17 protein-coding genes are annotated in these 20,015 nt (G+C 65.8%); 9 read left to right on the top strand and 8 right to left on the bottom strand.

Going from position 1 to position 20,015, the window contains the following annotated elements; all coding sequences use genetic code 11:
* Positions 1-58: 58 nt before the first annotated feature.
* The 7 genes from BLQ85_RS21590 to BLQ85_RS24655 form a co-directional block, all read right to left on the bottom strand.
* A complete protein-coding gene (locus BLQ85_RS21590; RefSeq protein ID WP_074580023.1) occupies positions 59-1,117 on the bottom strand; it encodes a porin in 1,059 nt (352 codons plus the stop codon).
* A gap of 118 nt (positions 1,118-1,235) precedes the next feature.
* A complete protein-coding gene (locus BLQ85_RS21595) occupies positions 1,236-2,018 on the bottom strand; it encodes an L-fucose dehydrogenase (protein ID WP_074580024.1) in 783 nt (260 codons plus the stop codon).
* Between the two features lie 63 nt (positions 2,019-2,081).
* The gene (locus tag BLQ85_RS21600; RefSeq protein ID WP_074580025.1) at positions 2,082-3,362 is read right to left on the bottom strand and encodes an L-fuconate dehydratase; all 1,281 of its coding nucleotides are present in this window, start codon (positions 3,360-3,362) and stop codon (positions 2,082-2,084) included.
* A 69-nt stretch (positions 3,363-3,431) separates the two neighbouring features.
* Entirely contained in the window at positions 3,432-4,379 is a 948-nt protein-coding gene (locus BLQ85_RS21605; RefSeq protein WP_175456170.1) for an ABC transporter substrate-binding protein, read from the bottom strand.
* Positions 4,380-4,460: 81 nt separating this feature from the next.
* Positions 4,461-5,459, bottom strand: coding sequence for an ABC transporter permease (locus BLQ85_RS21610; protein WP_074580026.1), 999 nt, complete (start codon positions 5,457-5,459; stop codon positions 4,461-4,463).
* Between the two features lie 23 nt (positions 5,460-5,482).
* The gene (locus BLQ85_RS21615) at positions 5,483-7,021 is read right to left on the bottom strand and encodes a sugar ABC transporter ATP-binding protein (RefSeq protein WP_074580027.1); all 1,539 of its coding nucleotides are present in this window, start codon (positions 7,019-7,021) and stop codon (positions 5,483-5,485) included.
* 26 nt (positions 7,022-7,047) lie between these two features.
* The gene (locus tag BLQ85_RS24655) at positions 7,048-7,212 is read right to left on the bottom strand and encodes a hypothetical protein (RefSeq protein WP_175456171.1); all 165 of its coding nucleotides are present in this window, start codon (positions 7,210-7,212) and stop codon (positions 7,048-7,050) included.
* Between the two features lie 310 nt (positions 7,213-7,522).
* On the opposite strand from BLQ85_RS24655, the gene BLQ85_RS21625 reads away from it, so the two are divergent.
* Positions 7,523-8,383, top strand: coding sequence for an IclR family transcriptional regulator (locus BLQ85_RS21625; protein ID WP_139201084.1), 861 nt, complete (start codon positions 7,523-7,525; stop codon positions 8,381-8,383).
* A 181-nt stretch (positions 8,384-8,564) separates the two neighbouring features.
* Positions 8,565-10,655 (top strand): ATP-dependent helicase, encoded by a 2,091-nt coding sequence (locus tag BLQ85_RS21630; RefSeq protein WP_074580029.1) that lies wholly within the window; start codon positions 8,565-8,567, stop codon positions 10,653-10,655.
* A gap of 7 nt (positions 10,656-10,662) precedes the next feature.
* Here the strand turns inward: BLQ85_RS21630 and BLQ85_RS21635 are convergent, their stop codons facing one another.
* Positions 10,663-11,481, bottom strand: coding sequence for a phosphate/phosphite/phosphonate ABC transporter substrate-binding protein (locus tag BLQ85_RS21635; protein ID WP_074580030.1), 819 nt, complete (start codon positions 11,479-11,481; stop codon positions 10,663-10,665).
* Between the two features lie 301 nt (positions 11,482-11,782).
* Between BLQ85_RS21635 and BLQ85_RS21640 the strand changes: the two genes are divergently transcribed.
* The 7 genes from BLQ85_RS21640 to BLQ85_RS21670 all read left to right on the top strand — a co-directional run bounded on the left by BLQ85_RS21640 (position 11,783) and on the right by BLQ85_RS21670 (position 19,947).
* Positions 11,783-12,250, top strand: a complete 468-nt coding sequence (locus tag BLQ85_RS21640) for a hypothetical protein (RefSeq protein WP_217631839.1) — start codon at positions 11,783-11,785, stop codon at positions 12,248-12,250.
* A gap of 41 nt (positions 12,251-12,291) precedes the next feature.
* Positions 12,292-13,485 carry a phospholipase A gene (locus BLQ85_RS21645; protein WP_074580031.1) on the top strand — a complete coding sequence of 398 codons (1,194 nt, stop codon included), beginning with the start codon at positions 12,292-12,294 and terminating at the stop codon, positions 13,483-13,485.
* Positions 13,486-13,584: 99 nt separating this feature from the next.
* Positions 13,585-14,901, top strand: coding sequence for a cation:proton antiporter (locus BLQ85_RS21650; protein WP_074580032.1), 1,317 nt, complete (start codon positions 13,585-13,587; stop codon positions 14,899-14,901).
* 130 nt (positions 14,902-15,031) lie between these two features.
* Positions 15,032-16,228 carry an imelysin family protein gene (locus tag BLQ85_RS21655; protein WP_074580033.1) on the top strand — a complete coding sequence of 399 codons (1,197 nt, stop codon included), beginning with the start codon at positions 15,032-15,034 and terminating at the stop codon, positions 16,226-16,228.
* A gap of 24 nt (positions 16,229-16,252) precedes the next feature.
* Entirely contained in the window at positions 16,253-17,695 is a 1,443-nt protein-coding gene (locus BLQ85_RS21660; RefSeq protein ID WP_074580080.1) for a di-heme oxidoreductase family protein, read from the top strand.
* A gap of 5 nt (positions 17,696-17,700) precedes the next feature.
* Entirely contained in the window at positions 17,701-18,780 is a 1,080-nt protein-coding gene (locus BLQ85_RS21665) for an imelysin family protein (RefSeq protein WP_074580034.1), read from the top strand.
* Positions 18,781-18,789: 9 nt separating this feature from the next.
* Complete coding sequence (locus BLQ85_RS21670; protein ID WP_074580035.1) at positions 18,790-19,947, top strand: DUF1513 domain-containing protein; 1,158 nt, start codon at positions 18,790-18,792, stop codon at positions 19,945-19,947.
* Positions 19,948-20,015: the final 68 nt, after the last annotated feature.

Consider the following 20,015-nt stretch of genomic DNA (forward strand, 5'->3'; position numbering starts at 1 on the left):
TGAGCAAGACGGCTGGGCGGCTGGCACACGCCAGCCAGCCAATCAGCCGCAGGTCGTTTTAAAAGCTATGCGCAATGCCCGCGTAAACGGTTCTTTGCGACTGGTTGACCGCCGGATTGCCCGAGACCCCGTCCACCCCGAAGTTGGCGCCATTGGAGTTGCTGACATTGCCGAACGACGCGTACAGCAGCGTGCGCTTGGACATGCTGTAGTCCACGCCCACCATGCCCAGGGTGGCCTTGCCGGCCACACGGTCGGACTTGACGTGAAAGACCGAACCGATCAGCGTCATCGCCGGCGTCAGATCGTAGCGAACGCCGACCCAGGCATGCTTGAGCTTGGACGCGGCGGCGAGGGTGGCATTGGGCGCGGTGATGTAGTCATAGGCCGCATACAGTTTGGCCGCGCCGAACTTGTAGGTGCCGCCGATGATGGTTTCCTTGGAGGTGCTGAAAACATCGGTGTAGAGGCCGGTGGCATCATGGCGCTGGGAATAGATGCCGCGCAGCATCAGGTCCTGGTTCGCATAGGTCACAGAAAAGCCTTCGCCGCGGTTGGCCTTGCTGTTGCCCGCCTGTTCGCCCAGGGAGATCTGCGCGGTGGCACTGAAGCCGCCCATATTCGGCGTTGAATATTCGACCACGTTATTGGCCCCGGGCCAGTTGCGGCCCCTGACCAAGGTCGCGCTGCCCACCCACTGCTGGCCGGTCGGGTCCAGGTCCCACACATCGTTGCTGATGAACAGGTTCTTGCCGAAGCGGAAGCTGCCCCAGCTGTCGTTGGACAGACCGACATAGGCGCGGCGATTGAACAGCGCCCCGCCGGTCGAGCCGTTTTTAAGTTCAAAACCGCTTTCGACAAGGAAGTTGGCCGCCAGGCCGCCGCCCAGGTCTTCCTTGCCCTTCATGCCCCACATGCTGGTGCCCCACTGGTTGCTGGCCACCATGGTTTTGGAGAAGCTGGCATTGGCCCCCGGGGTAAACACATTGTCGATATAGGCCAGGCCTGATACGACACGTCCGTACAGGGTCACTGTAGATTGGGCCGAGGCCATCTGCGGGGCCAGCACGGCCGCGCAGGCAACACCCAGGTACATACTACGGATAGCAGTTTTCATGATTTGTCTCTTTTCTATGGTTGGATTGAGTCAGTTGAAGAAGTCCGGATATGCCCATTCGCCGGCATGGCTGCCCAGAGCGAACCCGGTTCGGGCGGGGAAACTAGGGTCATTGCGGTCAGCGCGCGGGCAAAGCGCGGTCCAGGTGCACATAACCGCCATCGGGATGGATCCACTGGCCGGTGGTGTGTGAGGCACGGTCGGACAGCAGGAACACCACCGTGTCGGCAATTTCGCGATCGGTCGTCATGCGCTGGCCCAGGGGAATCCGGGCCGTGATGTCGGCGAGCGCCGCCGCCGGGTCGGCAAAGGTCTTGAGCCAGCTTTCATAGAGCGGTGTCATGACTTCGGCCGGCAGCACCGCGTTGACGCGCACGCCGTGCGGCGCCAGCGCGGCGGCCCATTCGCGCGTCAGGCCCAGCTGCGCCGCCTTGGCCGCGACGTAGCCGCTGGTGTTGCCCTGGCCGGTGAGCGCCGTCTTGGAGGAAATATTGACGATGGCGCCGCGCCTGGCCTTGAGCTGGTCCAGGCACAGGTGGGCCATCAGGTAGCAATGCGTCAGGTTGGACTCCAGCGACTTCACAAAGGCCTCACGGCCGGCCTCCAGGCCGACGCTGTCGTTGACGCCGGCGTTGTTGACCAGCGCGTCAATGCCGCCGAATTCGGCCACGGTGGCCTGCACCGCGGCCCGGCAGGCGGCTTCGTCTTCAAGGTTCAGCTGGAAAAATCCGTGGCGGCCGCCGATCTCGCGCAAGGCCGCGGAAAACGCCGGCAGCAGGGGGCTGCGGCCGAGGATCACCGGCACGGCGCCCTCCCGCGCCAGCTGCAGGCTGATGGCCCCGCCGATTCCGGCGCCCCCGCCGGTGACAATGACAATCTTGTTTTGAAGGTGCAAATCCATCAACGGGCTCCGGTCCTGGGTGTTGCTTGGGGGTTGATCAATGAATGAAGGGGGCGGCGGGCATCAGCCCCTGAAGGTGTAGCGGGCCAGCGATTCGGGTTTCATCTCGATCGAATAACCCGGCCGCTGCGGCGGCATGTAGGCGGCGTTGCGAATCACGCAGGGGTCCACAAAATGCTCGTGCAGGTGATCCACGTATTCGATGACCCGGCCTTCCTTGGTGCCGGCAATGCAGAGGTAGTCGATCATCGACAGGTGCTGCACGTACTCACACAGGCCGACGCCGCCGGCATGCGGGCACACCTTGAGCCCGTGTTTGGCGGCCATCAGCATCACGGCCAGCACCTCGTTGACCCCGCCCAGCCGGCAGGCGTCGATCTGCACCACGTCAATCGCGCCGCGCATGATGAGCTGCTTAAACATGACGCGGTTCTGGCACATCTCGCCGGTGGCAACCTGCATGTCGCCCTTGACCGCCTCGCGGATGCGGCGGTGGCCCTCGATGTCGTCGGGGCTGGTCGGCTCCTCGATGAACCAGGGCTTGGCAAAGCCCAGCTGGCCCAGCCACTCAATCGCCTGGTCCACGTCCCATACCTGGTTCGCGTCGATCATCAGCGCGCGGTCGGGGCCCAGCACCTCGCGGGCCACGCGCAGCCGCCGGATATCGTCCTGCAGGTCGCGGCCCACCTTGAGCTTGATATGCGAGAAGCCCGCGTCCACCGCCTCCTGGGCCAGGCGCCGCAGCTTTTCGTCGTCATAGCCCAGCCAGCCGGCGGAGGTGGTGTAGCAGGCATAGCCTTCGCGCTCCAGCGTTCGCAGCCGCTCGTCCTTGCCGGCGGCTTGCCGCTTCAAGAGCGCCAGCGCCTCGGCCGGCGTGATGCAGTCGGTGATGTAGCGAAAGTCGATCAAGCGAACAATCTCTTCAGGGCTCATGCGGGCCACCAGCTTCCACACGGGCAGGCCCTCCTGCTTGGCCCACAGGTCCCACACGGCATTGACCACGGCGGCCGTCGCCAGGTGGATGGCGCCCTTGTCCGGGCCTATCCAGCGCAGCTGGCTGTCCGAGGTGATGTGGCGCCAGAAGCGGCCCATGTCCTCGGTCACCCAGTCCATGTCCAGCCCGACCACAAGGTGGCGCATGGCTTCGATGGCGGCGCAGCAGATTTCATTGCCGCGGCCTATGGTGAAGGTCAGGCCATGGCCTTCGAGCCCAGGCTGCCCGGTCTCGAGCACCACATAGGCGGCCGAATAATCCGGGTCCGGATTCATCGCATCCGAGCCGTCGAGATGCCGCGACGTGGGAAAACGCACGTCGATGACACGCATGGATTGGATAACGCTCATAGGGAGATTGCCTGTTGGAGGAAGTGCGGCCCGGGGAGTGCGCGGCCCGCCTCGGGGCCGCTCAAACCATCAGTCGTACAGGACCGCCGCGATCTTGGGATCGTTGATGGTCGACTTGTCGTAGTAGTAAAAGCCGGTGTCTATGACCTTGGGCAGCTTCTCGCCCTTGAGGGCCTTGACCGCCGCTTCCACGGTCTTGTAGCCGATGCCGACCGGGTTCTGGGTGATGGCGCCGGCCATGGAGCCGTCGAGGATGGCGGCTTTTTGCTGCTTGCCGGAGTCGTAGCCGATGATCACCACCTTGCGCTTCATCTCCCTGGCGCCGTTCAGCGCGCCTATGGCCGAGCCTTCGTTGGCGCCGAAAATCCCCTTGAGGTTGGGGTTGGCCTGCAGGATGGACTTGGTGATCTCGGTGGATTTGAGCTGGTCGCCGCCGCCGTACTGCACGCTGACGATCTTGATGTTCGGGTAGGTCGACTTGATGCGGTTGACAAAGCCTTCGGTGCGGTCAATGCCGGTCCGGCTGGTCTGGTCGTGCACCACCAGGGCCACGTCGCCGCTTTTGCCGATCAGCTCGGCCATCTTGTCGGCGGCCAGGGCTGCGGCGGCCACGTTGTTGGTGGTGGTCGTGGTCACCGGGATGTCGCTGTCCACCCCCGAGTCAAAGGCGATGACCGGGATCTTGGCGGCCTGGGCTTTTTTCAGCAGCGGGATGGACGCCTTGCTGTCCAGCGCGGCAAAGCCGATGGCCGACGGCTTTTTGGCCAGCGCCGCCGCGAACATGTCGATCTGCTTGTCCACCATGCTCTCGCTCTCGGGGCCTTCGAAGGTCACCTTGACCTTGTAGTCCTTGCCGGCCTGCTCCGCGCCGGATTTGACGGCCTGCCAGAACTGGTGCTGAAAACCCTTGGAGACCATCGGGATGTAGATCTCATCGGCGGCCAGCGCCGTGGTGCTGAGGGTGGAGGCCAGGCCGAGGCCCAGCGCGAGGCTCAGGAATGTGCGTTTCAGAATCATGTTTGTCTCCGTATCGTTATGGGGTGTTGCAATGAATATCAAAATCAAACGTGGACAGGGGCGAGGTTTGGGTTCTCCTTGCTAAGACTTGCGCTTTCGCAGGATGTCGGCATACACCGCCGCGATGATGATCAGGCCGGTCACCACGGTCTGCCACTCCTGCGCCACCGACATGATGCGAAGCCCGTTGGTCAGCACGCTCATGATGAAAGCGCCGATGATGGTGCCCAGGATGGTGCCGGCCCCTCCACTGAGCGAGGTGCCGCCGATCACGACGGCGGCAATCGCATCGAGCTCATAGCCCTGGCCCAGCGCCGGCTGCGCGGAATTCAGGCGCGAGGCGATGAGCAGGCCGGCGATGCCGCAGATCGCGCCGCTCAGGGTGTAGACGATGATCTTCCAGCGGTCCACGTTCACGCCCGACAGACGCACCGCCTCTTCGTTGCTGCCCAGCGCGAAGGTGTAGGTGCCCAGCACCGTCTTGTTCAGGACCAGGCTGGACACCACCGCCACCACGAAGAGGATCAGCACCGCGTTGGGAATGGGCAACTCGGGCAGGAAGTAGCCGATCAGCGAGTCCTGGGCAATCAGCGGGAACTCGGGCGTGTCGTTGAAGTAGATCGGCTTGGAATGGGTGATGACCAGCGACAGGCCCTTGAGCATGAGCATCATGCCCAGCGTGGCGATAAACGGCGGGATCTTCAGCTTGGCGATCAGCACACCCGAGATGAAGCCCGAAAGCGCGCCAAAAAAAATCGCCGCCACCACCCCCAGGTAGAAGGGCAGGCCCCAATAGGTCAGCACCACACCGGCCATGACCGCGCAGAAGGTCATCAGGGTGCCCACCGAAAGGTCTATGCCCGAGGTGATGATGACAAAGGTGCAGGCGATGGCCAGGACGCCATTGACCGCGGTGGCCTGCAAGATGCCGACCATGTTGTCGGTCTGCATGAAACTCGGCGAGGCCATGCTGAAGAAAATGAGCAACCCCAGCAAGCTGGCAAACGCCAGCAGCTTTTGACGGGTGTTGCTACTGAAAGCCGCAGTTTTAATACCCTGCAGCAACTTGGAGACGGTCATGTGGGGTTGTTTCGGTGTGGTTTTTAAAAAGCGGCGGCGGCAACCGCACCGGAAGCGGCCGCCGGGGCTTCGCGCCGGGTGGCCAGTTGCATGATTTTTTCCTGCGTGGCATCGCGGGCCGACAGCTCGCCGGTGACGCGGCCCTCGCACATCACCACGATGCGGTGGCTCAGGCGCAGCACTTCGGGCAGTTCCGAGGAGATCATCACGATCGCGCGCCCCTGTGCCGCCAGCGCATTGAGCAGCTTGTAGATTTCGCTCTTGGCGCCCACGTCGATGCCGCGCGTGGGCTCGTCGAAGAACAGGATGTCGCAGTCGCGCACCAGCCATTTGGCGATCACGATTTTTTGCTGGTTGCCGCCCGACAGCAGCGCCACCTTCTGCAGCGCGCTCGGTGTCCTGATGCCCAGTTGCGCGATCAGCTTTGCCGCCGCGCCCTGTATGGCCGCGGGCTTGAGAAGGAATCCGAAACTCAGAAAACGCCGCAGGCTGGTCATCACGATGTTGGTCTGCACGTCCATGCCGGTGGCCAGGCCGAAGTGCTTGCGGTCTTCCGACAGGTAGCCAATGCCGTGCTCGACCGCGTCGGCCGGGCTGCCCACTTCAACCCGGCGGCCCTTGACCCATATCTCGCCCGAATCCTTTTTGTCGGCGCCGAACACGGCGCGCGCCACTTCGGTCCGGCCGGCGCCCATCAGGCCGGCGAACCCCAGGATCTCGCCCCTGCGCACGGTGAAGCTGACGTTCTTGATGCTGCGGCCGCGGTTGAGGCCGCGCACCTCCAGCAGGGCCTCCCCGCCCTGGCCGGCTTGCGGCGGCCTCTCGTCCTCCAGCAGGGCGCGCCCGACCATCATGCCGATGATGGTGTCCATGCTGGTGGTGGCCGTCGGCACGGTGCCGATGTACTGGCCGTCGCGCATCACCGTCACGCGGTCCGAGATGCGCTTGAGCTCATCCATCTTGTGCGAGATGTACACGATGCCGACGCCGTGGCGCTTGAGCTGGCCGATGATGCGGAACAGGTCGTCGATCTCGGCGTTGTTCAGCGCGGCGGTGGGCTCGTCCATGATCAGCACGCGTGAATCGAAGGACAGCGCCTTGGCGATCTCGACCATCTGCTGGCGCGCCACCGTCAGGTCGCTGACCAGCGTGTGCGGCTCCAGGCTCAGGTGCAGGCGCTCGAAGATCGCCGCCGTGTCGCGGGCCATCTTGTCGGTGTCGATGAACAGGCCCATCCGCCCGAGCGGCTCGCGGCCGATGAAGATGTTCTGCGCCACGCTCAGGTGGCCCATCAGGTTGAGCTCCTGGTGGATGATGCCTATGCCCAGCGCCTGGGCGGCGCGCGGGCTGGCGATCTCGACCGGCTGGCCGTCGATGCAGATTTCGCCCGAATCTTTCTGGTAGACCCCGGCCAGTATCTTCATGAGGGTCGATTTGCCGGCGCCGTTCTCGCCCATCAGGGCATGCACTTCGCCGGCAACGATCTCAAGCCGGGCATTGTGCAGCGCCCGCACTCCCGGGAAGGATTTGCACAGATGGGTGATGGCCACAAGAGGGGTCATGGGCGGTGCAGGCGCTTGGGTATCGCTCAGGAGGTCTGGCCGCCGGCAAAACGCGACTCGCCGCCGGCCGGATGGGTGTAAGCCGCGATCACCCGGGTCCCCTGCCCGGCGCGAACCCCAGCACAGGCCGGACTCATGCCCTGGGTGGCATTGGGCAGCACTGTTTTTTCCTCCAACCGTCGTGGGCACATGGCAAAGACCTTTTTGAGCTGACAAACCATTCAGTGAAGCGAACCGCCAAAAACAAAAAACTTGTTGTTACAAATCATTCATTGATGAACAAACTATTCACTTATGGACTTGATCATAGAAATCGGCGGTCTTTTCGAGCCTCGGACTTTCCCTAGGTCAGAAATTTATTTATTGATGAACATTAGATGCAAAAGTGAATAAATTCAGGCCAATGACGACGAAAATCGTCACCAGGGCCCTCTGCCATATCAAGAGCACTGCGTTACATATCAAAATTGCAATAGCTTCGGCTTCACCCACCCTGCCGCCATGAAACCAAAATACTCATTTCCCACGATCGACCAGAACCCGGATGACGCTGACGGCATCGCGTCCCCGCCTCCTGCGGAAGACCGCTACCGCGCACCGGCGCTTGACAAAGGCCTGGACATCCTGGAGTTGCTGGCCCGCCAGCCGCAGGGCCTGACGCGCGCGGAGATCGTCAAGGAAATGGACCGCAACGCCAGCGAGATCTACCGCATGCTGGAGCGACTGGTCGCGCGGCAATACGTGCTGCGTTCGCTCTCGGGCGACCGCTATTCGCTGAGCCTGAAGCTGTTCACGCTGGCGCATATGCACCCGCCGCTGAACCGGCTGGTGACCCAGGCCATTCCCATCATGGAAGCGTTCGCGCAAAAGGCGGAACAGGCCTGCCACATGGGCGTTTATGACCAGGGCAATGTGCTGATCACCGCGCAGGTCAACGGCCCCGGCACCTGGAGCATGACGATACGCGTGGGCGTGCACGTCGGGCTGGTCGATACCGCCTCGGGCCGGGTCTTGCTGGCTTTCGCGGATGCCAGCCGGGCCCAGCAAATGCTGGCCCAGCACACCGCGCTCGAAGGCGAGGTGCCTATCGAGTCCGATGCCTTGGCCGCCGCCCTCGGCATCATCCGGCAGCAAGGCTATTTCGAGCGCGACAGCCTGCAATCTTTCGGCGTGGCCGATATTTCCTGCCCCATCTTCGGTCCCGACCACAGCGCGCTGGCCGCGCTGACCTGCCCTTATGTGCGGCGCATAGACCGCCACGTCGGGCCGGACCAGAAAACCGTGCGCCTGCTGCTGCAGCAGGCGGCGCAGGCGCTGTCCCTGACGCAGGGCGGCTTTGCCCCGGCAAGCCGGCACACCTAAAGCAAAGCCGCGCGCGACACGCTTTTTTTTCACCCGGCCAAGGCGCTAGGCGCGCAACAGGCGGCGCCGGCCAGGCCGTGCCGCGGACCCCGCAGGGCAGCCGCTATGATTTGCCGTCCGCCGGCAGCCCCCCAAAGCGCCGGCCCCGCGCATTTTTTTCCCTTGGAATCGATTCTTTTTCATGACCCATGGCCTGAACCCCGCCCAGCAAGAAGCCGTCAACTACCTGCATGGCCCTTGCCTGGTGCTGGCGGGAGCCGGCTCGGGCAAGACACGGGTGATCACGCACAAGATAGGCCAGCTGATCCAGTCGGGGCTCAAGCCCGAGCAGGTCGCCGCGATCACCTTCACCAACAAGGCCGCCGCCGAGATGCGCGAGCGGGCCAAGGCGCTGATCGGCAAAAGCGCCAAGGGCGTGCTGATCTGCACCTTCCACGCGCTGGGCGTGCGCATGCTGCGCCAGGACGGCGAGGCGCTGGGCCTGAAGCCCCAGTTCTCCATCCTCGACAGCGACGACGTGACCAGCATCCTGAAGGATGCCGGCGGCAGCACTGACGCGGCCACCGCGCGGCAATGGCAGTGGACCATCAGCCTCTGGAAGAACATGGGCCTGAATGCGGCCCAGGCCATGGCGCAGGCCAATGGCGACGAGGAGCGCGCCATCGCGCGCGTGATGGCGCACTATGAAGAGCGCCTGACCGCCTACCAGAGCGTGGACTTCGACGACCTGGTGGGCCTGCCGCTCAAGCTGCTGCGCGAGCATGACAGCGTGCGCAGCAAATGGCAGGAATCCCTGGGCCATGTGCTGGTCGACGAATACCAGGACACCAACGCCACGCAGTACGAGATGCTCAAGCTGCTGGTAGGCGCGCGCGGCCGCTTCACGGCCGTGGGCGACGACGACCAGTCGATCTACGGCTGGCGCGGCGCCACGCTGGACAACCTGCGCAAGCTGCCGCAGGACTACCCCAACCTCAGGGTGGTCAAGCTCGAGCAGAACTACCGCTCGACCAGCGCCATCCTGCGCGCGGCCAACAATGTGATCGGCCCCAACCCCAAGCTCTTCCCGAAGACGCTGTTCAGCGAGCTCGGCGAGGGCGAGCCGGTGCGCGTGGTCGACTGCGACAGCGAGGAGCACGAGGCCGAGCGCGTGGTGGCGCGCATCCAGAGCCTGCGCGCCGAAGGCAGCCTGCAGGCCGAGGGCGGGCAGTACAAGGAGTGGAAGGATTTTTGCGTGCTGTACCGCGCCAACCACCTCGCCAAGCCTTTTGAAAAAGCCTTTCGCCGCGCCAACATTCCCTACAAAGTTTCAGGCGGGCAAAGCTTTTTCGACCGCGCGGAGATCAAGGACCTGTGCTGCTGGATGCGGCTTCTGGTCAACAACAACGACGACCCGGCATTCATGCGCGCGGTGACCACGCCCAAGCGCGGAATCGGCCACACCACGCTGGGCGCGCTGGGCACTTTCGCGAGCCAGACCAAACAAAGCCTGTTCGAGGCGCTGTTCAGCAACTCGCTGGGCTCGGTGCTGCCGGCCAAGGCGGTGGGCTCGCTGCACGAGTTCGGCCGCTACCTCAACGACCTCGAGTACCGCGCCAAGCGCACCGTCGGCGCCGAGGACGCGCGCGCCTTCCTGAACGACTGGCTCAAGGAAATCGATTACGAGAAGCACCTCTACGACGGCGAGGACAGCGAAAAGCTCGCGGCCGCGCGCTGGACCAATGTGATGGATTTCTGCGACTGGGTGGCCCAGCGCTGCGGCGGGCAGATCGAGGACGCCTCGGGCGCGGTGGTGGCCGCCGAGACCAAGACCATGCTGGAGGTGGTGCAGACGATTGCGCTGCTCTCCACCATCAGCGAACGCGAGGGCGACCAGAACGTGGTGACGCTGTCCACTCTGCATGCCGCCAAGGGCCTGGAGTGGCCGCATGTGGTGCTGGCCGGGGTGAACGAGGGCCTGCTGCCCTTCAAGCTCGAAGAGGACGACGGCAGCAACACCGACGACATCGCCCTGCGCCTGCAGGAAGAGCGCCGCCTGATGTATGTGGGCATCACGCGCGCGCAGCGCACGCTGGCCGTGAACTGGCTGCGCAAGCGCAAGAAGGGCCGCGACATGATTCCCGGCGCGCCCAGCCGCTTCATCGCCGAGATGGCGCTGGACAAGGCCACCGTGAGGGAAGACCCGCGCGAAAAGCTCAAGGCCCTGCGCGCGGAATTCGCGAAAAAGTCCGCCGAGGGGATTGCCGCGGCGGCGGCGGCAGAAAGCCGCTAGCGCGGGCTTATAGCCCCAGCCATTTGCCCAGGTCCATCAGCTTCGCCTGGTCATACTCGGTGAACCCCTGCACGGTGAGTGCGTCCAGTCGCTTCCTGCCGTCGGCGGACTGATCCAGTCCCACAAAGTAGGCGCTCAGCTGGGCGCGTTCCGCTTCAGTCAGCTTGCCGCTGGCGATCAGGTGCTTGATGGGCACGGGTTTGCTGGTGGCCAGCACCTTGCCGCCCTTGGCCTGCCAGTCTTTGACCACCGCGCGCGAGGCGGTAACTCCCGAAGCCACCATGCCGTGCTCCACCATAAAGGGCACGGCGTCCTGCAGTTTCACGTACACGGTTTCCAGCGGTTGCGGCCCGAACGCGTCACGCAAGGCGGCGCGCATGATCACCGAGGTGATGGAGTCTTCACCGGGCGCGCCTATCTTGAGGCCCTTCAGGTCGCTGATGGACTTGAGCGGGGAATCGCTGCGCACCATGAAAGAGGCGCTGTATTCGGTGAAGCCCTTGGTCACCGCGATGAGGCGGTAGCCGTTTTTGGACATCGCCCGGATGGAATGGTGGGCCGGGTGCACATAGGCGATGTCGTAACGCTGCTCGGCCAGGCCGGCCGCGAGCTCCTTGTAGTCTGTTACTGGCTGTATCTTGACGGGCCGCTTGAGCAGCTTGCCCAGATCGTCGGACAGCTCGCGAAAACGGTCGACGGTAGCGCCCGGGTTGACCCCGTAAGTCACGCCTTCGTTCACTGCGAACACCAGCGGCGCCCCCTGAGCGCAGGCTTGACCGGCCAGCAAAGCCAGCATCAGCGCACTTATATATTGACGGATTTTCATGGTGGTCACCTCTTTGGATAAATGGAAACAAATGTAGTATTACAGTTACAAATGGTTTCAACTCACGGGTTAACCTGCGTTGCGCGTCATAGAAGATGTATTCGTGAGATAGTTCGCAGGCCCCAGGGTTGGTGCGTTGCTTAAACCCCGCAACTTGCCGCCCCGAGTTTTCCCTCCCACCGCTGCACCGCAACCCCGGCCGCCCGACCTGGGCCTGTGCCGCGTTTCCTGCAGCCCCGTTCTGAACGCCCGAGCCGGCGTTCGCCTGTCCATGATTTCGAAGACCTTCCGAATTGCCCTTTTGCTGATCGCGTCCTGCGCCACATCCACCGGCCTTATCGCCCAAACCAAGACCGATACCGCGTGTCCCGCGGCGGCAGACATGAAGGCCGCGCAGCTTTACGGCCTGTGGGCCGTGCGCTTTGACAACCCGCCCGCCGGCCTGCCGGCCCGCGCCACCATGCTGCTGGAGCGGCACGCGGAATTCGCCGAAAGCCTGGCCGGCATCGTGAGCCGTGACCTGGGCGCGGCCGCCGGCACCAAGGCCATTGCCGGCCATGCCGCCAAGGCCGCGCTGGCGGGCGACCTCGAGGGCGGCATGCTGCTGCTTGACGAGTCCTCCGACAACATCAGCATCACCGGCACCTGGAACGGCGAGATGGTCGAGGGTTCCTGCGGCAAGGCCTTCAAGGGCAGCTGGAAAGACACCAGCAGCAGCGCGCCCGACAACGCGCCGGATGTGCCCTTCACGCTGACCCGGCTGCCCTGAGCCCGGTATCCTTTAGAACACCACCGGACCTACAGCCCCTCATGCGACAGAAACTTTCCGCATTCGCCGCCCCCCTGCTTTGGGCCGGCCTCCTGGCGCTCACGAGCACCAGCATCGCGCAGGCGCAAACACCCTCCGCCGCGCGCTCCCCCCTGGGCTGGCAGGCCTGCCAGGCCCTGAAAGCCGACCCCGCCGCGCAACTGGCCTGCTTCCAGCAGTGGGCCGACGCGCAGACACCCGCCAACATGCCCGCGCCCAGCCTCACCACGGCGCCGGCCAATCCGGCGACCGGCCAGCCGGCCACGCCGGTGCTGCTGCTGCCTTCGTTGAACACCGAGGCGCCCGACGGCAAGCCCATAGGCTGCAAGAACACCAAGTACTCCGAACTCTCTCGCTTCTGGGAGCTGCAGCGCGGCACCGACTGCGACACCTTCTCGCTGCGCGGCTACCGGCCGATCACGCTGGCGGTGTCGACCTCCGACAGCGTGAACATGCAGCCCTCCTCGCCTTCGCTGGGCCATACCGCGCTGACCGCGCAGCCCTATATGCGGACCGAGAACAAGATCCAGCTCTCGGTGCGCACCAAGATCGCCAAGGGCTTGTTCAAGAACGGCCCCGAGGACGACGACGACCACGACTCGCTGTGGTTCGGCTACACGCAGCAAAGTTACTGGCAGCTGTTCAACGGCAGCATTTCGCGGCCCTTCCGCACCACCGACCATGAGCCCGAGGTCCTTTACATCTACCCGCACCAGATCCCGCTGGCCGGCGGCTGGACCTACCGGCTCTCGGGCCTGGGGCTGGTGCACCAGTCCAACGGCCAGTCGCTGCCGCTGTCGCGCAGCTGGAACCGCGTCTACCTGATGGGCGCGGCCGAAAAAACGCTGGGCCAGGACTCGGGCCTGACCCTGCAGGGACGCATCTGGGACCGGCTCAAGGAGTCCTCCGGCAACGACGACAACCCCGGCATCGAAAACTACATAGGCCGCGCCGAAGTCACCGGCAGCTGGCAGGTCAACAAGGCCAACACCCTGGGTATCACGCTGCGGCATTCGCTGCGCAAGGAAGCCCGCGGTTCGGCGCGCCTTGACTGGATGATGGCGCCCGCCTCCTCGCCCAACTACACCGGCCTGCGCTACCACGTGCAGCTCTTCAGCGGCTATGGCGACAGCCTGGTCGACTACAACCGTAAGCGCACCGTCCTGAGCGTGGGCCTGAGCCTGGTCGACTGGTAGCCGCGGCGCTTTTGTCGGCGCTTGGGTGGCGGTTTTGCCAGCACGCGGACGGCGTGCCGGCTGATACACAGAAGCGCGGGCCGGCCCCAAGCTGGGCCCATGACCGAGCCCACCACCTTTACCCTGGCCTGCATCGTGGCCGGCGCGCTGCTGATCGCGATGACGCTGGGCGGCTCCTTCATCGCGCGCCTGCCGCTGAGCGCCGCCATGCTCTACCTCGGCGTGGGCGTGGCCGTCAGCCCTGTGGGGCTGGGGCTGCTCAAGCTCGACGCGATGAAGAACACCGTGCTGCTGGAGCGCCTCACGGAGGTGGCCGTGCTGGTCTCGCTGTTCACCTGCGGCATGAAGCTGGAGTTCCGCTTCAAGGACCGCCGCTGGCGCGTGCCGGTGCAACTGGCGACGGTCTCCATGCTGCTCACGGTGGCGGCGGTCGCCGCGCTGGGCGTCTATGCCCTGGACCTGCCGCTGGGCGCGGCCGTGCTGCTGGGCGCCATCCTCGCGCCCACCGATCCGGTGCTGGCCTCCGACGTGCAAGTGGCCAACCCTGGCGACCGCGACCGCCTGCGCTTCGGCCTCACGGGTGAAGGCGGGCTCAACGACGGCACGGCCTTTCCCTTGGTCATGCTCGGACTGGGCTTGCTGGGCCTGCACGAACTCGGCGAAGGCGGCTGGCGCTGGTGGGCCGTCGACGTGCTGTGGGCGGTGGCCGGCGGCCTGGCGCTGGGCTGGCTGCTGGGCACGCTGGTGGGCCGCCTCATTCTTTACCTGCGCATGCGGCACCGCGAGGCGCTGGGCTCGGACGAGTTCATCGCGCTGGGGCTGATAGGGCTGACCTACGGCCTGGCGCTGCTGAGCCACACCTACGGATTTCTCGCGGTGTTCGCGGCCGGGCTGGCGCTGCGCCGCATCGACGAGCCCCATGTGCGCCCGCAGGTGCAGGCGGCCGATCCCGGCGAGGCCCTGAGCCCCGCGGAACAGGAAGCCTCGGGCGCCGAGGCGCCGGCCCACATGATGCGCGCGGTGGAGCGCTTCAACAGCCAGCTGGAAAGCTTTGCCGAAGTCGCCATCGTGCTGGCGGTGGGCGTGCTGGTGGCAACGACACGCTTTCGCGCCGAGGTGTTGTGGTTCATCCCGCTGCTGTTCCTGGTGGTGCGGCCCGCAGCGGTTTACATCGGCCTGCTGGGCACGCCGGTCAAGGGCGCGCAGCGCCGGCTCATGGGCTGGTTCGGCATACGCGGCATAGGCTCGCTGTATTACCTGCTCTACGCCATCAACCACGACATCGAGCGCACGCTGGCCCAGCAACTGCTGTCCATCACGCTGGCCGTCATCGTGGCCTCGGTGGTCGCGCACGGCGTTTCGGTCACGCCGCTGATGAAGCGCTATGAGGCGCGCAAGGCAAGCCGGCGGCGCTGAGAGCCTCCCACAGGCTTGACGGCCTCGGGCCGCGGAGAAAAGACCCGGCATTCCGTATGTCGATGATATTGATAACCATTCTCATTTGTATAATCCTGGTTTTGCCCTTCACAAAATCCCAGGAGCCGCCATGACATCCGTGCTGAAACCCGTTGTTCTTGCCACCCTGCTCGCCCTGCTGGCGGCGCCCGCCATGGCCCAGCCCGCAGCCCCCGCGAACAGCACCGTGGCGGCGTCGCCGGCCGCGACGGCTCCCGCCGTGGCCAAGCACTATGCCCAGCTGGTGCTGGCCAGCTATGAAGACACCCTGGCCGGCGCGCTCACGCTGCAAAAAGCCGTGCAGTCTTTCACCGCCGCACCTTCCGACGAGGGCCTCAAGGCCGCGCGCAAGGCCTGGCTGGACGCGCGCGAGTTTTACGGCCAGACCGAGGCTTTCCGCTTTTACGGCGGCCCGATCGACGACAAAAACGGCCCCGAGGGCCGCATCAACGCCTGGCCCATGGACGAGTCCTATGTCGACTACGTGAAAGACGCGCCCAACGCCGGCATCATCAACAAGCGCAAGACCGCCATCGGCAAAAAGCAGCTGGCCAGCCTCAACGAGCGCAACGGCGAGGAGAACATCGCCACCGGCTGGCATGCCATCGAATTTTTGCTGTGGGGCCAGGACCTGAGCACCACGGGCCCGGGCAACCGCTCGTTTGAAGACTTCGTGGACGGCAAAAAACCCAATGCCGACCGCCGCCGCCAGTACCTGCAGGTGGTGACCGAGCTGCTGGTCGACGACTTGCGCGGCCTCACCAAGGCCTGGGCGCCCACGGCGACGTCCTACCGCGCGAAGTTCGAGCGCGGCGGCATGGAGTCGGTGCGCAAGATGTTTGTCGGCCTGGGCTCGCTCTCGCGCGGCGAACTTGCGGGCGAGCGCCTGGAGGTCGCGCTGGCCAGCCAGGACCAGGAAGACGAGCATTCGTGCTTCTCCGACAACACGCACCGCGACGTGGTGGCCAACGCCAAGGGCATACAAAACGTGTGGCTGGGCCAGTACAAACGCGCCGACGGCAGCACGCTCAGCGGCGCCTCGCTGCGCGAGCTGGTGGCTGCCAAAAACCCGGCGCTGGCGGACCGCACCACACAGCAGATCGCCGCCTCGGTCGCAGCGGCCGAAGGCATACAGGCGCCGTTTGACCGCGAGATCGTCGGCGCCAAGGACGCGCCCGGCCGCCTGCGCGTGCAAAAAACCATCGACAGCCTGGTGCAGCAAAGCAAGGACCTGGTCGAGGCGGCCAACGCGGCCGGCATCACCAAGCTGACTTTGGTCAAACCTTAAGTGTTGCGCGGCGCTTCCCCCCACTTGGCCACGCGCCGCCTGCGCGCGGGTCTCGCCTGGCTGGCCGTGGCGGGCCTCGCGGGCCTGGCCCTCTGGACCCATGCGGGAGTCGCGCAAGACAGCGCTACGCCCGATGACGAAAAAACCGGCGGCGAGACCACCGTGTTCGCCACCGGCCAGAACGCGTTTTCCTTCCCGCTGGCCAATCTGCCCGATGAGGAGCGCACGCGCTTTGTCATCGGCAATTCCTTTTTCAGGCGCAACTGGGTGCAGGCGCCGTCCTCGACCACCGCGCGCGACGGCCTGGGCCCGCACTTCATCGCGCGCTCCTGCGGCGGCTGCCATGTGCAGGACGGCCGCGGCGCGCCGCCCGATTTCACGCGCGGGCTGTCCGAGCAGCCGGTAGGCCTCTTGCTGCGCCTCTCGATTCCGGGCAAGGACGCGCATGGCGGTCCCCTGTCCGACCCGGTGTACGGCGACCAGTTTTCCAACTTCGCGGTCCAGGGCGTGATGCCCGAAGGGCAGATCTCGCTGCGCTACGAGACCGTGCGCGGCAAGTTCGCCGACGGCACGCCTTACCAGCTGCAAAAGCCGCGTTACGGTTTCAGCAAGCTCAACTACGGCCCCATGGCCAAAGACGTGATGCTGAGCCCGCGCATCGCGCCGCAGATGGCCGGCGTGGGCCTGCTCGAGGCGATCCCCGAAGCGGAAATCCTGCGCAATGCACGCGAGCAGGCGGCCCTGGGCGGGCCGGTGCGCGGCGCGGTCAACCAGGTGTGGGACGCGCCTTCGCAGCAAATGCGCGTGGGGCGTTTCGGTTGGAAGGCCAATGTCGCCACGCTCGCGCACCAGACCGGCGGCGCTTTCCTCGGCGACATGGGCATCACCTCGCCGCTGTTCCCCAAGGAAACCTGCACCGGCGCGCAAAAGGATTGCCTGGCCGCACCGCACGGCGCGCAGGGCAAGGCGCCCGAGATCGACGAGAAGACTTTCAACGACGTAGTGTTCTACGAAAGCACGCTGGCGCCTGCCGCGCGGCGCAACCCGAAGGACGCCCAGGTGATGCAAGGCCAGAAGCTGTTTGCCCAGGCGCAATGCGCGGCCTGCCACCGGCCCAGCTATGTCACCGGCGACATCCCCTTCCCGCGCCTGGGCAGCAAGGCCGCGCAGGGCCAGACCATCTGGCCCTATACCGACCTGCTGCTGCACGACATGGGCGAAGGCCTGGCCGACGGCCGTCCCGACTTTCTCGCCAACGGCCGCCAGTGGCGCACGCCGCCGCTGTGGGGCCTGGGCCTGGTGCCCGACGTCAACGGCCACAACCGGCTGCTGCACGACGGCCGCGCGCGCGGCGCGCTGGAAGCCGTGCTCTGGCATGACGGCGAAGCCAAGGCCAGCAAGGACAAGGTTTTGCAGATGACGGGGCAGGAGCGCGCCGCGCTGGTCAAATTCCTCGAATCGCTGTAAGTGCCATGAAAACTTCGCGCGCTCCCTGGAAGGCCATTGCCGGCATCGCCTTGCTGGCTTGCGGCGCCGCATGCGCGCAAAACGTCGCACCGAATGTCGCCGTGCCCTTCTACACCGCCGGTGATTTCATGCGCGGCGTGTATCGCTTCTGGTATGCGCCGCAAGCCGCCGCGTTTGCCGAGCAGGCCGGCGGCCTTCCCACGGCGATTTCCGCGGTCTGCGATGCGGACGCCGGCGCGGCCACGGCGAAACTGGAGCAGGCGCGCGAACGCTGGAAAAGCAGCGCGCTTGCCTGGGACCGTTTAAGCGGCGTGCAGATAGGCCCGCTGGTGCAGCGGCGCTCGGCGCGCCAGATTGACTTCACGCCGACACGGCCCGAGCTCATCAAGCGCGCGATCCAGGCCGCGCCGCAGGACGCGACCGCCATGGAAAGCATAGGCACGCCGGCCAAGGGCCTGCCCGCACTCGAGTGGCTGCTGTGGAGCCAGCCCATCGCGCCGGCCACGCCGGCCTGCCGCTATGCGCTGCAGGTGGCGGCCGATATCCAGCGCGAAGCCGACACGCTGGCCAAAGCCTTTGGCGAACTGGCCGAGCGCCCGCCCGGCCAGGCCGAGGAAAGCCAGGGCCCCGCGATGAGCGAACTCATCAACCAGTGGACCGGCGCGCTGGAGCGATTGCGTTGGGCCGAAATGGAAAAGCCCCGCCTTGCCGGCAGCGCGCAAGGCGGCCGCAATGCCGCGGCCTATGCGCGCGGCGCCAGCGGCCAGACCGCCGCGCGCTGGGCCGCGCAATGGCAGGCGCTGCGCACGCTGGGCGCCTCGCAAGCCACCGAAGCGCCGCGTCCCGGCGCCGGCCTGGCGCCGATTGAAACCTATTTGCGCGGCCTGGGCCGCAACGAGCCGGCCGAGCTGCTGGCGCAAAGCGTGGGCAGGACCGACAAGGCACTGCAAAACATTTCGCCCGCGAACAAGGCCGGCATGACGGCCGCCGGTCGCTCACTGGCCGAGCTGAAAAAACTCACCGAGGCCGAGATCGCGCCCGCGCTGGAGGTGAGCATTGGATTTTCAGACGCCGACGGCGACTAGGAACCCGCCATGAGGAAGCTTGATGCCCTGACGAAGCTGCAGCGCCGGCAATGGCTGGCGCTGGCAGCGGCCGGCGCAAGTACCTGGCTCAAACCCGCGCTGGCGGCAGCTACCGCGACGGCCCCGCCGCAACAGCTGGCCGCCGCCTGGGAGGCAGCGCAGGGCTACCAGGTCGGCGTGCTGGCGTATCACGGCACCGCGCTCCAGGTCAGCGCGGCCCTCGACGTGCCGACGCGAGCCCACGGGGTGTGGGCCGAGCGCGGCGGCTCGCTGCTGGCGGTGGCACGCCGCCCGGGGGACTGGCTGCTGCGCTGGCGGCCCGTCAGCGAGGGCGAAAGCCAGGGCAAGGCCATCGCCTGGGCCTGGGCCGAACCGGACCGCGCCTTCAACGGCCACGTGATCGCGAGCGCCGACGGCAAAACGCTCTACACCACCGAAACGAACCTCGAAACCGGTGAAGGCCTGGTGGGCGTGCGCGATGCCGCCACGCTGGAAAAATCCGGCGAATGGCCAAGCCACGGCATGGACCCGCACGAGCTCTTGCTCGACGACGATGGCAGCCTGGTCGTGGCGAACGGCGGCATTCCCGCCTTGCCTGAAACCGGCCGCCTGAAGATTCACATGGAGCGCATGGATGCCTCGCTGGTGCGGCTGGACACGCGCAGCGGCGCGCTGCTGGGCCAATGGCGCCTGGCCGACAAGCGCCTGAGCCTGCGGCACATGGCCTGGGGCCGCGCACCGGCGGCGGGCGGCCCGCGTGTATTGGGCATCGCGCTGCAGGCCGAGCATGAGGACAGCGCAGCCAAAACCGGCGCGCCCGTGCTGGCGCTTTTTGACGGCCGGACGCTGCGGACCTGCGACGCCGGGGCCGGGCATGTGCTGGCCGGCTACGGCGGCGACATCGCCTGGGCCGCGGGCGCTTTTGCCGTGGGCTGTCCGCGCGCCAATGGCGTCGCCGTGTGGCAGGCCGATGGGCGCTGGACAGGTTTTTTCCCGCTGCAGGAGGCCTGTGCCGTCACCTCGGCCCCAGTAGCCGGCCGGGCCGACACCACACTCTGGGCCGGCGGGCGGTTCGCCGCGCTGGCGCGCGATGGCGCAGGCCGTACGGCTTCGCCGACGCTTGCAAATGTGCGGCTGGACAACCACTGGGCCCCGCTGGCGGGCTAGAGGGTGGCCGGTGATTGACCGGATCACGGCCCATTTATCGCAAGCAAGGCACCGTGAATTCAAACGTG

It is taken from the genome of Polaromonas sp. JS666 (genome assembly GCF_900103405.1).
Classification (GTDB): domain Bacteria; phylum Pseudomonadota; class Gammaproteobacteria; order Burkholderiales; family Burkholderiaceae_C; genus Polaromonas.